This window comes from Enterobacter quasiroggenkampii (assembly GCF_043972695.1).
Lineage (GTDB): Bacteria > Pseudomonadota > Gammaproteobacteria > Enterobacterales > Enterobacteriaceae > Enterobacter > Enterobacter quasiroggenkampii.
In genome coordinates this window covers 1,921,425-1,937,229 of the sequence record NZ_CP143745.1, presented here as the reverse complement: position 1 = coordinate 1,937,229, position 15,805 = coordinate 1,921,425, and the positions used below count along the sequence as shown (strand labels likewise).

11 protein-coding genes are annotated in these 15,805 nt (G+C 55.5%); 1 reads left to right on the top strand and 10 read right to left on the bottom strand.

Annotated features, from left to right (window positions below; all coding sequences use genetic code 11):
* Positions 1-94 precede the first annotated feature (94 nt).
* The 6 genes from ybgE to mngA form a co-directional block, all read right to left on the bottom strand.
* A complete protein-coding gene (ybgE, locus tag V1572_RS09220; protein WP_008501100.1) occupies positions 95-385 on the bottom strand; it encodes a cyd operon protein YbgE in 291 nt (96 codons plus the stop codon).
* The gene (cydX, locus tag V1572_RS09215; RefSeq protein ID WP_003858598.1) at positions 385-498 is read right to left on the bottom strand and encodes a cytochrome bd-I oxidase subunit CydX; all 114 of its coding nucleotides are present in this window, start codon (positions 496-498) and stop codon (positions 385-387) included. Before cydX ends, ybgE begins: the two co-directional genes overlap by 1 nt.
* 14 nt (positions 499-512) lie before the next feature.
* Positions 513-1,652 carry a cytochrome d ubiquinol oxidase subunit II gene (gene cydB, locus V1572_RS09210; RefSeq protein WP_048226125.1) on the bottom strand — a complete coding sequence of 380 codons (1,140 nt, stop codon included), beginning with the start codon at positions 1,650-1,652 and terminating at the stop codon, positions 513-515.
* A gap of 15 nt (positions 1,653-1,667) precedes the next feature.
* On the bottom strand, positions 1,668-3,236 hold the full coding sequence (cydA, locus tag V1572_RS09205) for a cytochrome ubiquinol oxidase subunit I (RefSeq protein WP_008501098.1): 1,569 nt from the start codon (positions 3,234-3,236) through the stop codon (positions 1,668-1,670).
* A 678-nt stretch (positions 3,237-3,914) separates the two neighbouring features.
* The gene (gene mngB, locus V1572_RS09200) at positions 3,915-6,545 is read right to left on the bottom strand and encodes a mannosylglycerate hydrolase (RefSeq protein ID WP_111967398.1); all 2,631 of its coding nucleotides are present in this window, start codon (positions 6,543-6,545) and stop codon (positions 3,915-3,917) included.
* Positions 6,546-6,568: 23 nt separating this feature from the next.
* Complete coding sequence (mngA, locus tag V1572_RS09195) at positions 6,569-8,485, bottom strand: PTS 2-O-a-mannosyl-D-glycerate transporter subunit IIABC (RefSeq protein ID WP_111967397.1); 1,917 nt, start codon at positions 8,483-8,485, stop codon at positions 6,569-6,571.
* Positions 8,486-8,655: 170 nt separating this feature from the next.
* On the opposite strand from mngA, the gene V1572_RS09190 reads away from it, so the two are divergent.
* Entirely contained in the window at positions 8,656-9,372 is a 717-nt protein-coding gene (locus V1572_RS09190; protein ID WP_395299885.1) for a GntR family transcriptional regulator, read from the top strand.
* Positions 9,373-9,455: 83 nt separating this feature from the next.
* Here the strand turns inward: V1572_RS09190 and sucD are convergent, their stop codons facing one another.
* The 4 genes from sucD to sucA all read right to left on the bottom strand — a co-directional run bounded on the left by sucD (position 9,456) and on the right by sucA (position 15,629).
* Positions 9,456-10,325: a succinate--CoA ligase subunit alpha gene (gene sucD, locus V1572_RS09185; protein WP_008501094.1), complete on the bottom strand. Its 870-nt coding sequence runs from the start codon at positions 10,323-10,325 to the stop codon at positions 9,456-9,458.
* Positions 10,325-11,491: an ADP-forming succinate--CoA ligase subunit beta gene (gene sucC / locus V1572_RS09180; protein ID WP_006809579.1), complete on the bottom strand. Its 1,167-nt coding sequence runs from the start codon at positions 11,489-11,491 to the stop codon at positions 10,325-10,327. Before sucC ends, sucD begins: the two co-directional genes overlap by 1 nt.
* A 95-nt stretch (positions 11,492-11,586) precedes the next feature.
* Positions 11,587-12,807: a 2-oxoglutarate dehydrogenase complex dihydrolipoyllysine-residue succinyltransferase gene (odhB, locus tag V1572_RS09175; protein ID WP_008501093.1), complete on the bottom strand. Its 1,221-nt coding sequence runs from the start codon at positions 12,805-12,807 to the stop codon at positions 11,587-11,589.
* 14 nt (positions 12,808-12,821) lie between these two features.
* On the bottom strand, positions 12,822-15,629 hold the full coding sequence (sucA, locus tag V1572_RS09170; RefSeq protein WP_008501092.1) for a 2-oxoglutarate dehydrogenase E1 component: 2,808 nt from the start codon (positions 15,627-15,629) through the stop codon (positions 12,822-12,824).
* Positions 15,630-15,805: the final 176 nt, after the last annotated feature.

Here is a 15,805-nt window from a genome sequence, read left to right as displayed (position 1 = left end):
GCGCGGGAAAGATGGTTTGGAATGGGGGAAAGTAAACGGAGAGTAAATTTTTATGGGCTCGGGTAAGCCCATAACGTTAACGGACATTTCTTATTCAGAAGAAGAAGAAAATCAAACCGGCGAGAAGCACCAGATCGGCAATCAGCGGGCAGAAAATTCCCTGCCAGTGAACGGCTTTCGGACGAAAGCCCACGCCGTGGATCACACCTGCGCACACCGCCCACATAATGAGGAAGCCGTGCCAGATTTCAAGCTCGCTGGTTTTCGCTGCAAAGCGCGAAGGGTCCCAGAAGATACAGCCTGCCAGCAGTAATGCCATCACTAAAGAAAGCGCCCGTAACGGGCGCTTGTCCATTACCGCGTAAAGTTTCGCGATAATATTCATCAGTGTTTTTCTTCACCCGCTTTGGTCGCTTCTACGTGCTCAAGCGCCAGGGCAGTGATGACACCAAATGCACAGGCAAGAAGCGTCCCTAAAATCCATGCGAAATACCACATATTCAGCTCCTTACTTAGTACATAGAGTGGGTGTTGCTTTCGATATGTTCTTTCGTGATACGACCGAACATTTTCCAGTAACACCAGATGGTGTAGGCCAGAACGATCGGAACGAACACGCAAGCAACATACGTCATCAGGTTCAGCGTCATATGGCTGGACGTTGCATCCCACATGGTCAGGCTAGCATTCAGCATGGTGCTGGATGGCATAACGAATGGGAACATCGCAATACCCGCCGTCAGGATAATGCATGCCAGGGTCAGTGAAGAGAACACGAACGCCAGCGCGCCTTTTTCCAGACGAGACGTCAGCACGGTCAGCAGCGGCAGCAGCACGCCCAGAGCCGGGATCGCCCACAGCACAGGGGTATTGTTGAAGTTCACCAGCCATGCCCCCGCCTGACGCGCCACTTCTTTGGTCAGCGGGTTAGACGGTGCGGTGTGGTTGATCGCAGACGTCACCACGTAGCCATCAATACCGTACACCACCCACACACCGGCCAGCGCGAAGCAGACCAGCGTAACCAGCGCAGCAACCTGAGCCGTCGCGCGAGAACGCAGATGCAGCTCACCCACGGTACGCATCTGCAGATAGGTTGCGCCCTGAGTGATGATCATCGCCACGCTCACGACACCAGCCAGCAGACCAAACGGATTCAGCAGCTGGAAGAAGTTACCGGTGTAGTAAAGACGCATGTATTCGTCCAGGTGGAACGGCACGCCCTGCAACAGGTTACCGAACGCCACGCCGATCACCAGCGGTGGAACGAAGCTACCGATGAAGATGCCCCAGTCCCACATATTGCGCCAGCGGGTATCTTCAATCTTGGAACGGTAGTCGAAACCGACCGGACGGAAGAATAAAGAGGCCAGCACCAGAATCATCGCCACATAGAAACCGGAGAACGCAGCCGCGTAGACCATCGGCCAGGCAGCGAACAGCGCGCCGCCTGCGGTGATCAGCCACACCTGGTTACCGTCCCAGTGCGGGGCGATGGAGTTGATCATGATTCGACGCTCGGTGTCATTACGACCGAGGAAACGGGTGAGCATCCCCACCCCCATGTCGAAACCATCCGTGACGGCGAAACCGATCAGCAGAACGCCAACCAGCAGCCACCAGATAAAACGCAATACTTCATAATCGATCATTTGATGACTCCTGTCTTAGCGTGCCGGCTGAGTAGTCGCAGTGGACTGCTCGTAGTGATAGCGACCGGTTTTCAGGCTGCTTGGGCCAAGGCGCGCGAACTTGAACATCAGGAACAGTTCAGCCACCAGGAACAGGGTGTACAGACCACAAATCAGCAGCATGGAGAAGATCAGGTCGCCTGCGGTCAGGGACGAGTTCGCTACCGCCGTTGGCAGCACCTCACCGATCGCCCATGGCTGACGGCCATACTCCGCCACAAACCAGCCGGATTCAATTGCGATCCACGGCAGTGGAATACCGTACAGCGCAGTGCGCAGCAGCCATTTTTTCTCGCCGATACGGTTGCGAATCACGGACCAGAAGGACGCCGCAATGATCAGCAGCATGATGATGCCGCAGCCCACCATGATACGGAATGCGAAGTACAGTGGCGCAACGCGTGGAATCGAGTCTTTGGTTGCCATCTGGATCTGCGCTTCCGTCGCATCAGACACGTTCGGGGTATAACGCTTCAGCAGCAGACCGTAACCCAGATCTTTCTTCACATCGTTAAACTGGTCGCGAACGGCCTGGTCGGTAGAACCGGCACGCAGCTGTTCCAGCAGCGAGTAGGCTTTCATACCGTTACGGATACGCTCTTCGTGCTGCACCATCAGCTCTTTCAGACCCGTCACCTGCTTATCAACAGAACGGGTGGCGATGATACCCAGCGCATAAGGGATTTGAATGGCGAAGCGGTTTTCCTGCGCGTCCTGATCCGGAATACCGAACAGCGTAAAGGCAGCAGGCGCCGGCTGGGTTTCCCATTCGGCTTCGATGGCGGCCAGTTTGGTTTTCTGCACGTCACCCATTTCGTAACCGGATTCATCACCCAGAACGATAACGGAGAGGATGGCAGCCATACCGAAGCTTGCAGCGATAGCAAAGGAGCGCTTAGCAAACGCGAAGTCACGACCGCGCAGCATGTAGTAAGAACTGATGCCCAGTACAAACATCGCGCCGCACACATAGCCAGAAGCGACGGTGTGAACGAATTTAACCTGAGCAACCGGGTTCAGGACCAGCTCGGCAAAGCTGACCATCTCCATACGCATGGTTTCGAAGTTAAAATCAGACGCGATAGGGTTCTGCATCCAGCCGTTCGCAACCAGGATCCACAGCGCGGACAGGTTCGAACCTAATGCCACCAGCCAGGTCACCGCCATATGCTGGACTTTACCCAGACGGTCCCAACCGAAGAAGAACAGACCTACAAAGGTGGATTCGAGGAAGAATGCCATCAGACCTTCAATGGCCAGCGGCGCACCGAAGATATCCCCCACATAGTGGGAATAGTAAGACCAGTTAGTCCCGAACTGGAACTCCATGGTCAGACCGGTGGCCACGCCCAGTGCGAAGTTGATACCAAACAACTTGCCCCAGAACTTGGTCATATCTTTATAAATCTGTTTGCCGGAGAGAACGTATACCGTTTCCATGATGGCCAGCAGGAACGCCATACCGAGCGTCAGTGGCACAAACAGGAAGTGGTACATCGCGGTCAAGGCAAACTGTAAGCGCGACAGTTCGACTATATCTAACATTATGACTCCTTGCTCATCGCATGAAGACTCCGAGAGTGAACCCCGTCAAAGCGATCCACACGCATGCCCCAATACAAATTATTCGCATCCTTGTCGTCGTTATTACCCTGAAGGAGGATAAAAACGATGACGTGAGGTTACAAATACGTTAATAAAAAACTCAAATTGATCCCGCAAATATAATACGCTGCAAAACCCTTACAATAAACAGGTTTTTATAGAGTCACATTTACGTTTTTCGACGGTGATCAATTTATAGCAAAATTACCACTTTTCGGCCATTTTGATCGGGGACAATTTAGCGCTTTTCAGCACCTTTTTCCAAGGATTAAACTTTGATTTAAATCAAAAACAAACCTTGATGTTAACTATGTTTAATCGTGGTAAGAATGGTAAAAACCATGTTAATGATATGTGCATGCTAAGATGTGATTGGTTATCGAAGACGGAAAAAAATATAAACAGAAGTGATTTTAATTAACGCGAAACAAAAGCCTCATTTCGATGCGCGGCAAACAATAAAGCATAGTCGGGCCAGGTTATTTTTCCATGGCATTTATGCAACCCTTCGTAATTACATTTATTTTACTTTTGTCACCCCATAACTTAACACCGAGGAGTGACTATTTAATGAAAAAGGCCGCAAACAGTGCAGCCTTTTAATGATATCAGCGGTTCTCAGGCAAGAAGAAGGCTAAAGGTTCGCGACTGTCCTGGTCTGAACGCCCCGACAATGCCTTCGTCTTCACCGTGGTCCATCAGCCGTTCATTCATGTCCGTTTCGCAGCACCGCTTCACCGCCGGATTGACGGATAGCGTCGCATCACATGCGCTGGACTGTGAAGGATTGAACAGACGAAGAATGAGCTCATCACGAGCTTCCGCTTTTTTGATCGCACTGAGTACGCATCCCGTTGGCGAAAGCGCTAACAGGCTGTAGCTTTCCGGCGTGGTCAACGACGCGCGATTCAACTTCATTGCATCCCAGGGGATCTTGTTATAACACTGCACTGGCGTTAACCACGATTGAGCCTGCTGCGCGACACCCGCGTTTTCCGGCGAGCCGCTGAAGCTGAAGAGGCTAAAGCGACAGCTTAGCGGACCACGCACCTGAGAGTCCGGGACCGGCATTTTGATACCGGATGGTCTGCCGGGGCGCAGGAGCAGATCTTCTTTGCCGAGTACCCCCACGCCGCGCAGCAAGGTCAGAGCAAATGCTTTTTGTTCATCGCCCACGACTTCAAATTCACGCAGCCCCTCGGTAAATAGCGCAAGCCCGTTTCGTTTTTCCTGCAGGACGGCGTAGTTAAGTAAATTCCAGACGGGAACCGGCGCTTCTTTCCACCCCTCCTCCTGCCAGTTTTGCATCGCTGCGTCCTGCACCGGGCGAGTGATCGAGCCAAACTGCGTATCCGCTAACACTTCCTCTGTCATAAACGGCGTTGGGATCAGCACGCGAATGCGGTGGTCATCGGCCTGATTATCCAGGCACACCACCACGTCAATGCGTCTGCTGTTATGGCTTAGCGTAATCTCAAATTCAGCGTCGAGATAGCCGTTTCGCTGGCGCGCCGCGCGTTCGGCCAGGTTCGCCGGAACGGCGATTCGATGGCGGATAACCGCCCTGCTCTGCCAGCCTTCATGCGTAACCTCAAATTCATGCCCGCCCTGCGCGGAAGTGAGTCTCCACTCTTCCCGCGAAGGCGAGTAGTCGTACTCGTCGCCATCATCCGAGCTCTCTTCGATTTCCAGCACGCGGTCATAAACAAGCCCGGTTTCTTTGTCGCGCAGGCGCAGTGTACCGTCGTCATTTACGTCAATCTGCCAGAAGGCGTTTTCAAGTAAGGATGCGGTGTTTTCCCCCGGAGAGAGTACCTTCCCGGCCACGTTAGGTTCGATAAACAGCGTACGGTAGCCCATCGCCGGCAGTATCTGGCTGAGCTGAATATCAAACTCCATAAACGGTTCGTAATTGCCGTAGTGAACAATCTGTCGGTCAATGAGGCCCGGGTCGAGCTCTCGCGCGCTGCGGATGAAATACGGGATCTCGTTGCCTTTGTCATCCCGCAGACGGAACTGGCTGGCGCGCAGTCGAATCGTGGTGTTCATCACCTCTTCACGCGGCCAGGGCATCAGGTTGAACATCACCAGCTTATCGGCATCGCTTTGCGGCATGTTGTCGACAATCTTGCGCATATAGAAACGCGCCAAGTTGTCTGCCATGTCCTCAGCCAGCTCGAAGCGGGAGACAATCTCGCGATGCACCTTGTCGCTGCAGCAGCAGCCGATGCTGTCGTGAGCGTGGTTTTTGAGGATCTCTTTCCACATTTTCTCCAGCAAGCCGTGGTGGTAGTCGAAGCCCAGCGTCCAGGCAAGCGTCGCCAGCGGCTCAAGGATATTGACAATTTTGTTCTCAATACGCGCATGGGCGATTTTGATATCCATGCGCGTGGAGCCGATGGTCCGGTGCACGCGCATGTATTTCCCGTCGATAAACTCACCTTTTAAGGTCGCCAGGTCATCGCGGTGCGCGTCGATGCGATCAAAGACCTCCTCAAACCGGCTCATCACAAATTGACGCTGCGGATAGATTTCACGCAGCTTCTCCATCACCGAGAAAATGTTCTGCTGCAGCGGCATCTGGTCGTGTCCGTTGGGCAGCAAAATCGCTTTGGTGACGGACGCCTTTTCCAGAACCTCGAAATAGCTGTCGAGCCGTTTTCGCAGCCCCGCTTCGTCCTCCGGTAAGTACTTACCAATCGCGTAGCCCAGTGGCAGCACCTGTGCCGTCACTTCACTCCCGTCCTGGCTCTGCCAGAGAAATTCGGTTTTATCGGTCCCGTGGCGTTCAGAACAACCGCGCCAGAACATCGTGCGTGTAATGCCAAACCCGTTATAGATATGCGGAAGCTGGCCGGACATGCCAAACGAATCCGGCAGATAGCCGATCTTCATCGGCTCGCCGAAGGCCATACAATCCCGGATGCCGTACATCAGGTTGCGGACAATCGACTCGCCGCTCACGATCGTGGTATCGGTCTGGGTATACCAGGGGCCGATAATCAGCTTTCCACGTTCGACAAGCGCCTTCACGCGAGAGCGGTTTTCGGGCACAACGGCAAAATAATCCTCCAGTACCGCCGTCTGTCCATCGAGAACATAGTATTTGTACTCATCATCCTGCTCCAGCCTGGTCAGGATCTCTTCCATATTATTGACCAGAAGAATACGCGACTCTTCGGTGGTGAAGTACCACTCACGGTCCCAGTGCATATGCGGCGTGATATGAACGCGAGATACAGCTTTCATCTTCGTTTCCTGTTTGTGCGTTTTTACGATAAGGCGTCTTCAGTGACGTAGTTGCCCTTTTTTACCGCCTGGCGTCGCCAGAGCAGCAGAACCAGAGTGGAGATAGCGGTACCCACCAGCGCCGCGCCAAACCAGCCCGCCGCAGCAACCACACCACCCAACCCGGCATCGTGAAGTAAAAAAAGAGAGAAAATCCCGGCCCCCGGCGTAGACAACCCGATCCCCATCGCACCGACAGCCGCGCCTGTCACCATGGATCCGAGTACAAATGAGCCAATAACGCGAAGCGGATCTTCTATCGCCATCGGAATCGCCCCTTCGGTAATGCCCGCGAGGCCGAGCAGCCAGGTGGATTTGCCGGTTTCAATTTCAAACGACTTAAACAGCTTCGGTGCCAGCATCGTTGACGCCGTGACGGTGAAGGCTGAGACCATTTTGACGGAGGCAAAGATCGCATAGGGACTGTATACCCCGTTCGCCATCGCCCCCAGGCAGAACGCGTAAGAGGCTTTGTTGACCGGGCCACCCAAATCGAATGAGCACATAAACCCGAGGATCGCCCCCAGAAGCAGCGCATTCGCGCCGGACAGACCGTTAAGCCAGACGGTGAGCGTGTTATTGAGCCAGGCCACCGGTTCGCCAATCACAAACAGCATCAGGCTGCCCGCGCCCAGCACGCCAATCACCGGATAGAGATAAAAAGTCAGAAAGCCGTTGTAGCGGCTACTGAGCCGGATATGGTTTTTCACCCAGCGCATCAGATAGCCCGCGATCAGCCCGCCGACGATAGCGCCAAGAAAACCGGAGCCGATCATGTTGGCAGCCAGACCGGCCGCAAAGCCCGGCGTCAGCGCAGGTTTATCCGCCAGCGAGTAGGCGGTATAGGCCGACAGGACAGGCACCATCAAAATGCCGAGCATGCCGCCGCCAAGCTTGCGGTACATCCACAGCCATGAGTTTTCCTGGTCAAACAGGTGCTGCAGGCCAAGGATTTGCGCCAGCAGTACCGATACGGCCAGCACCGTACCGCCGGCGACGATCAGCGGCACCGCAAAAGAGATGCCGCTGAGAAGCGCCTGCTTGAGTTCAGTTTTAACGCGCTTTTTCGTTTCGGTATCGACTTGCGCCTGGCGCGCATCGCTAGAAGGCTGAAGCACCAGCGCGCGCTCAATCAGCGCTTCAGCATGGCGCAGGGGTTCCGCGACGGGCACGGAAATGGCGGGGATCCCCTGAAAGCGCTCACTCTCTTTGATCGCCACTTCTGCGGCAAAAATACACGCTTTCGCCTCCTGCAACTGCTGGGCAGTAATTCGCCCTTCGATACCGTTCGCCCCCTGCTTTTCGACCACCACGTTGACGCCGAGCTTACGTCCCGCTTTCTCCAGGTACTCTGCGGCCATATAGGTATGCGCGATCCCCGCAGGACAGGCGGTGACACAGACGACGGTTGGTGCATTCACCGGCGTATCAGCCTCGTCTTCCTTCGAGACACCGTTCAGCGCATCAAGCAGATCCTCTGCCGTCTCGGCAGCCATAACGCGCTCCCGGAGGGCATCATCGGCAAGGCGAGACGTCAGCGCCGTCAGCACCTGAATATGCGTGGATCCCGCTTCAGCTGGCGGGATGGCAAGCAGGACGATCAGCTCTACGCTTTCAGGGCCGTCCACCCCCTCCCACTCCAGCGGTTCGCGCAGCGTAGCAACCGCAAAAGCCGCTTCGTTCACCGCGTTCGATTTACCATGCGGGACAGCCAGCCCTTCACCCAGTGCGGTTGGCCCCTGCGATTCGCGACGGTAGACCTCCGCCAAAAATGCATCGCCATCTGTAATTTTGCCCAGCGCCACCAGCCGCATTGTAAGCTGGCGAATGGCCTCATCACGGCTGGCATAGCGCGCCTGCACGCAGACAGCACTGGTGTGGGTCAGAGTCGTCAGGTTCATAAGATCCTCACACATAAGTTGTTATTGTCTGGCGGCAATTGTGGCAGGTAACACAATACATTTATGTGATCACTTTCACTAACAATGCAAATTTGTATTCAAGTTGTATTATTTACAAATCTTAAGTGGGAGGCATAATTCCATGAAAAGGTATTAGAAAGGCAGATTCGATGAGTAACAAACCGATGTACCGGCAAATAGCCGATGCGCTTCGCGAGAAAATCAGTGAGGGAGAGTTAAAGCCTGGCGATGCGTTACCGACGGAATCCAGCCTTCAGGAGGCATTCAACGTGAGTCGCGTCACGGTGAGACAGGCGCTGAAGCTGCTTACGGAAGAGCAGATCGTCGAGAGCATTCAGGGCAGCGGCACCTACGTAAAAGAAGAGCGCGTCAATTACGATATTTACCAGCTCACCGGGTTTTACGAAAAACTGGCGGACCGGAACGTGGATACCCACAGTGAGGTGAGCATTTTCGAAGTGCTGAAAGCCGATGCAAAACTTGCCGAAAAGCTGAATCTCTCTCATGACGATAAAGTCTGGCACGTCAAACGCGTCCGCTTTATTAAACAAAAACCGGTAAATCTGGAAGAAACGTGGATGCCGCTGGCCCTGTTCCCCGACCTCACCTGGGAAGTGATGGAGAATTCGAAATACCACTACGTTGAGCAGATCAAAAAGCTGGTTATCGATCGCAGCGAGCAGGAGCTGGTGCCGATCATGCCGTCAGAGGAGGCGATCGCCGCGCTGTCGCTCGATCCGGCAAAGCCGATCCTGGAAAAAGTCTCCCGCGGGTTTCTGAAGGACGGACGGGTATTTGAATACAGCCGCAACGTGTTCAATACCGATGATTACAAGTTCACGCTAGTCGCCAGACGCAGGCAATAAAAAAGGCCGCTTTACAGCGGCCAACCATGTCGAAACGGACATTTTTATACTGCAACGCCCCCCTTTCGGGGAGCAGAGAGGACTTACTTAATGATGGATTTCAGTGCTTCGCCGATATCCGCCAGGCTGCGAACGGTTTTCACGCCTGCGGCTTCCAGCGCTGCGAATTTCTCATCAGCCGTACCTTTACCACCGGCGATGATCGCGCCTGCGTGACCCATACGCTTGCCTTTCGGCGCAGTCACACCCGCGATGTAACCCACAACTGGCTTGGTCACGTGTTCTTTGATGTAAGCAGCCGCTTCTTCTTCCGCGCTACCACCGATCTCACCGATCATCACGATCGCTTCGGTCTGTGGATCTTCCTGGAACAGCTTCAGGATGTCGATGAAGTTAGAGCCCGGGATTGGGTCACCGCCGATGCCCACACAGGTGGACTGGCCGAAACCGTAGTCGGTGGTCTGCTTAACCGCTTCATAGGTCAGGGTACCGGAACGGGACACGATGCCCACTTTACCCGGCTTGTGAATGTGGCCCGGCATGATGCCAATTTTGCATTCGCCCGGGGTGATAACGCCTGGGCAGTTCGGGCCGATCATACGTACGCCAGCTTCATCCAGCTTCACCTTCACGGTCAGCATATCCAGCGTCGGGATGCCTTCAGTGATGGTGATGATCAGTTTGATACCTGCGTCGATCGCTTCCAGAATGGAGTCTTTGCAGAACGGCGCCGGAACGTAGATCACGGTCGCGGTTGCGCCCGTCGCTTCTACCGCTTCACGCACGGTGTTGAACACCGGCAGGCCCAGATGCGTGGTACCGCCTTTACCTGGCGTTACACCGCCAACCATCTGCGTACCGTAGGCAATCGCCTGTTCGGAGTGGAAAGTCCCCTGGCTACCGGTGAAGCCCTGGCAGATAACCTTGGTATCTTTATTAATTAAAACTGACATTATTTCCCCTCCACTGCGGCAACAACCTGCTGAGCTGCATCCGTCAGACTTTTCGCTGCAATAATATTCAGGCCGCTGTCAGCCAGTTTTTTCGCGCCGAGTTCAGCGTTGTTACCTTCCAGACGCACAACCACCGGAACGTTAACACCTACTTCTTCTACCGCGCCGATGATACCGTCGGCGATCAGGTCACAACGGACGATGCCGCCGAAGATGTTAACCAGAACGGCCTTCACGTTGTCGTCGGAGAGAATGATTTTGAACGCTTCGGTTACGCGCTCTTTGGTAGCGCCACCGCCCACGTCGAGGAAGTTTGCTGGCTCACCGCCGTGCAGCTTAACGATGTCCATGGTGCCCATCGCCAGGCCCGCACCGTTAACCATGCAGCCGATGTTACCGTCCAGCGCCACGTAGTTCAGTTCCCACTGTGCCGCCTGCGCTTCACGCGGGTCTTCCTGAGACTGGTCGCGCATTTCGCGCAGATCCGGCTGGCGGAACAGCGCGTTGCCGTCAGCACCCAGCTTGCCGTCGAGGCAGATCAGATCGCCCTGGGTCGTGATCACCAGCGGGTTGATCTCGATCAGCGCCAGATCGCGCTCCAGGAAGATGGTCGCCAGACCCATGAAGATCTTGGTGAACTGCTGAACCAGTTTACCTTCCAGACCCAGTTTGAACGCCAGCTCGCGTCCCTGGTAAGGCATTGGGCCCGCCAGCGGATCGATAGCCACTTTGTGGATCAGGTGTGGGGTTTCTTCCGCCACTTTTTCGATTTCCACGCCGCCTTCGGTAGACGCCATGAACACCACGCGACGGGAGCTACGGTCAACCACCGCGCCCAGATACAGCTCTTTCGCGATGTCGGTCGCCGCTTCAACCAGGATCTGGTTAACCGGCTGGCCGTTCGCATCTGTCTGGTACGTTACCAGACGCTTACCGAGCCAATGTTCAGCAAACGCACGAATCTCTTCTTTGCTCTTAACAACCTTCACACCGCCCGCTTTACCACGGCCACCAGCGTGAACCTGACACTTAACTACCCACGGGCCGGAACCGATTTTAGATGCGGCTTCTTCTGCTTCACGCGGGGTAGTACAGGCATAACCCACCGGAGCCGGTAAGCCATACCGGGCAAACAGCTGTTTGGCCTGATATTCATGTAAGTTCATGTGTTCTATCCATCCTTCAGGGTAATCGTTATCTTCAAACCTGTAGACCGGCGCAGCGTGTGCCGGTCCACGGGGCAGGTGATGCTAAATCGTGACTAGACGTCCAGCAGCAGACGCGTTGGATCTTCCAGCAGCTCTTTAATGGCAACCAGGAAGCCCACGGACTCGCGGCCGTCGATCAGGCGGTGGTCGTAAGAGAGCGCCAGGTACATCATCGGCAGGATCTCAACTTTACCGTCTACCGCCATAGGACGATCTTTAATGGCATGCATACCCAGGATCGCGCTCTGCGGCGGGTTAATGATCGGGGTAGACATCAGCGAGCCGAATACGCCGCCGTTGGTAATGGTGAAGTTACCGCCGGTCAGATCGTCTACGGTCAGCTTGCCGTCGCGGCCTTTCACAGCCAGCTCTTTAATGTTTTTCTCGATGTCAGCCATACCCAGGGTATCCACATCACGCAGAACCGGGGTCACCAGGCCACGTGGGGTCGAAACCGCCATGCTGACGTCGAAGTAGTTGTGGTAAACCACGTCATCGCCATCGATGGACGCGTTCACTTCCGGGTAGCGTTTCAGCGCTTCAACCACCGCCTTCACGTAGAAGGACATAAAGCCCAGACGGATACCGTGACGTTTTTCAAACGCGTCACCGTACTGCTTACGCAGGTCCATGATTGGCTTCATGTTTACTTCGTTGAAGGTGGTCAGCATCGCGGTAGAGTTTTTCGCTTCCAGCAGACGCTCGGCCACGCGCTTACGCAGGCGGGTCATTGGCACGCGTTTTTCGCTGCGTGCGCCCAGCGCAGGCTGTGCTGCCGGTGCTGCCGCAGGGGCTTTCGCTTCTGCCTGAGCAGGCGCTTTCGCCAGATGCTTGTCGATGTCTTCGCGGGTCAGACGACCGCCCACACCGGTGCCTTTAATGGCTGCCGGGTCAAGGCTGTGTTCCGCCAGCAGGCGACGGATCGCCGGGCTGAGGGCGTCGTTGGACTGCTCTTCCAGAGAGGCCTGCTGGCGCTGAGCCGGCGTAGAGGCTTTCTCTTCAGACTTCGCGCTGGACTCTTTGCCCGCGCTGTTGCCTTCACGCAGGCGACCCAGGATCTGACGAGAAGTCACGGTGGTACCTTCATCTTCCAGCACCGCGTCCAGAACGCCATCCGCCGAAGCCGGTACTTCCAGTACCACTTTGTCAGTTTCGATTTCTACCAGCACTTCATCGCGCTTAACGGCATCGCCTGGTTTTTTGTGCCAGGTAGCGACGGTCGCATCTGCTACAGATTCAGGCAGGTCGGGAACAAGAATATCTACGCTACTCATTATGTATCCTTTAATTAATCGACGTTCAGCGCGTCATTGACCAGATCTTGTTGCTGCTTCTGGTGAACGGACATATACCCTACCGCCGGAGAGGCGGAGGCCGGGCGACCTGCATAGCGCAGGGCTGACCCAAATGGAATCACTTCACGGAAATGATGCTGGCTGCAGTACCATGCGCCCTGGTTGAGCGGCTCTTCCTGGCACCAGACAAAATCATGAACGTGAGCGTACGGTTTCAGCGCTTCCTGCACCGCCTGGTGCGGGAACGGATAAAGCTGTTCGATACGCACGATGGCGACATCTTTCTGATCGTTCTTACGGCGCTGTTCCAGCAGGTCGTAATAAACCTTACCAGAACACATCACCACACGCTTCACGGCCTGTGGATCCAGCTCGTCAATTTCGCCGATGGCTGGCAGGAAGGTACCGTTAGCCAGCTCTTCCAGGCTGGACACCGCCAGCGGGTGACGCAGCAGGGATTTCGGCGACATGACCACCAGCGGACGACGCATACCGCGCAGCGCCTGACGACGCAGCATGTGGTAAACCTGCGCCGGGGTCGACGGCACGCAAACCTGCATGTTCTGCTCGGCGCAGAGCTGCAGATAACGTTCCAGACGCGCGGAGGAGTGCTCCGGACCCTGGCCTTCATAGCCGTGCGGCAGCAGCATCACCAGGCCACACATACGGCCCCACTTCTGCTCGCCGGAGGAGATGAACTGGTCGATAACCACCTGCGCACCGTTGGCGAAGTCGCCGAACTGCGCTTCCCATATGGTCAGGGTGCGCGGTTCTGCCGTGGCGTAACCGTACTCGAAAGCCAGTACCGCTTCTTCAGACAGCACGGAGTCCCAGACCTTGAACTGGCCCTGACCGTTGTGCACGTGCTGCAGCGGGGTGTAGGTTGAACCGTTAGACTGGTTGTGAACGACCGCGTGACGGTGGAAGAAGGTTCCACGGCCCGCATCTTCACCGGACAGACGCACAGGAATGCCTTCGTCAACCAGCGTCGCGTAAGCCAGCGTTTCCGCGCCGCCCCAGTCGAACAGCTTCTCACCTGCCGCCATGGCCTGACGGTCAGCATAAATTTTCGCTACGCGAGACTGCATCTCGATAGCGTCCGGCACGGTGCTGATGCGTTTAGCCAGCTCCTGCAGGCGCTTCATCTCCACCTTGTTCGGGTAGCTCTCATCCCACTCGTGGTTGAGGTACGGCGACCAGGTAAAGGAGTGCATGTTCATCGGGCGCAGCTCTTTCACTACGCACTCACCCGCATCCAGCGCGTCGCGGTAGAGGTTGACCATTTCGGTCGCATCTTCCAGCGTCGCCACTTTGTCGCTCTCAAGCTTGTCAGCATAGATTTTGCGCGGGGTCGGGTGTTTTTTGATTTTCTGGTACATCAGCGGCTGGGTTGCACTTGGCTCATCCGCTTCGTTGTGGCCGTGACGGCGGTAGCAGAAGAGGTCAATGAACACATCGCGTTTGAAGGTGTTACGGAAGTCCAGCGCCAGACGGGTAACGAAAGCCACGGCTTCCGGGTCATCCGCGTTAACGTGGAAGATCGGCGCCTGCACCATCTTACCGATGTCGGTGCAGTACGGGGTAGAACGCGCGTCCAGCGGGTTAGAGGTGGTGAAGCCCACCTGGTTGTTGATTACGATGCGAACGGTACCGCCCACTTCATAACCACGCGCTTTCGACATGTTCAGGGTTTCCTGCACCACGCCCTGCCCTGTCACCGCCGCATCACCGTGGATGGTGATTGGCAGAACTTTGTTGCTGCTCGGCTCGTCCAGACGATCCAGACGCGCGCGCACGGAACCGATAACCACCGGGCTGACGATTTCCAGGTGTGACGGGTTAAACGCCAGCGCCAGGTGAACCAGACCGCCTTCGGTTTCGATATCAGACGAGAAGCCCATGTGGTACTTCACGTCGCCGGTGCCGAGGTGTTCTTTATGTTTGCCCGCGAATTCGTCGAACAGGTCCTGCGGTTTTTTACCCAGCACGTTGACCAGTACGTTCAGACGACCACGGTGTGCCATGCCCAGCACCACTTCACGGGTGCCGCTCTTGCCTGCGTGACGAATCAGCTCTTTCAGCATCGGCACCAGGGCGTCACCGCCTTCCAGCGAGAAGCGTTTTGCGCCCGGGAACTTCGCGCCCAGATAGCGCTCAAGGCCTTCCGCTGCGGTCAGTTCGCTGAGGAAGCGTTTTTTCTCGTCAGCCGAGAAGGTCGCGTGGCCCGCTACGGATTCGATGCGCTGCTGGATCCAGCGCTTCTCTTCGGTAGAGGTAATGTGCATGTATTCCGCGCCGATGGAGCCGCAGTAGGTTTGCTTGAGCGCGTCAATCAGATCGCCCAGCTTCATCGTGTCTTTGCCGATGGCAAAGGAACCTACGTTAAAGCTTTCCTGGAAATCGGCCTCGGTCAGATCGTGATACGCCGGATCGAGATCGGCCACACGGTCTTGTTTCCACAGTCCCAGCGGATCGAGATTCGCATGCTGGTGACCACGGAAGCGATAAGCGTTGATAAGCTGCAGGACTTTAACCTGCTTCGCATTGGTGTCAGGGTCGGAAATCGCAGAAGAGTAACGTGAGGCATCCTTCGCCAGACGACGGAAATAATCACGTGTTTTGGAATGGAATTGATCCGGTTTGACCCCTGTACCAGGCAACTGCTGGAACATGGAACGCCAGTTTGCGTCCACTGAGTCAGGATCGGTTAAGAAGTCTTCATAGAGCTGTTCTATCCAGCTCTGGTTGGCACCAGAGAGGTAAGAAGAGTCCAGCCAGGCTTTCATTGCGCCGTTCTGCATCGTGATCCCTTAAGCATTTTTATGCTTACTTTCGCCGTAGAAACTACCACGCACACCACGTGTACGTGCCGGGGTTCACCTGCGAGCTCTTTGTGGCCCGCGAAGGAACCTTTAGAAACTGTCTAGACTTCAGGGCAGTTTTTAAAGGTTTCTGCATTTTGCCCGGTGGCGCTACG

What these genes read in the sequence shown, in the direction of transcription:
- ybgE (WP_008501100.1), bottom strand. Translation starts at nt 385, where the DNA reads ATGAATATTATCGCGAAACTTTACGCGGTAATGGACAAGCGCCCGTTA.
- cydX (WP_003858598.1), bottom strand. Translation starts at nt 498, where the DNA reads ATGTGGTATTTCGCATGGATTTTAGGGACGCTTCTTGCCTGTGCATTT.
- cydB (WP_048226125.1), bottom strand. Translation starts at nt 1,652, where the DNA reads ATGATCGATTATGAAGTATTGCGTTTTATCTGGTGGCTGCTGGTTGGC.
- cydA (WP_008501098.1), bottom strand. Translation starts at nt 3,236, where the DNA reads ATGTTAGATATAGTCGAACTGTCGCGCTTACAGTTTGCCTTGACCGCG.
- mngB (WP_111967398.1), bottom strand. Translation starts at nt 6,545, where the DNA reads ATGAAAGCTGTATCTCGCGTTCATATCACGCCGCATATGCACTGGGAC.
- mngA (WP_111967397.1), bottom strand. Translation starts at nt 8,485, where the DNA reads ATGAACCTGACGACTCTGACCCACACCAGTGCTGTCTGCGTGCAGGCG.
- V1572_RS09190 (WP_395299885.1), top strand. Translation starts at nt 8,656, where the DNA reads ATGAGTAACAAACCGATGTACCGGCAAATAGCCGATGCGCTTCGCGAG.
- sucD (WP_008501094.1), bottom strand. Translation starts at nt 10,325, where the DNA reads ATGTCAGTTTTAATTAATAAAGATACCAAGGTTATCTGCCAGGGCTTC.
- sucC (WP_006809579.1), bottom strand. Translation starts at nt 11,491, where the DNA reads ATGAACTTACATGAATATCAGGCCAAACAGCTGTTTGCCCGGTATGGC.
- odhB (WP_008501093.1), bottom strand. Translation starts at nt 12,807, where the DNA reads ATGAGTAGCGTAGATATTCTTGTTCCCGACCTGCCTGAATCTGTAGCA.
- sucA (WP_008501092.1), bottom strand. Translation starts at nt 15,629, where the DNA reads ATGCAGAACGGCGCAATGAAAGCCTGGCTGGACTCTTCTTACCTCTCT.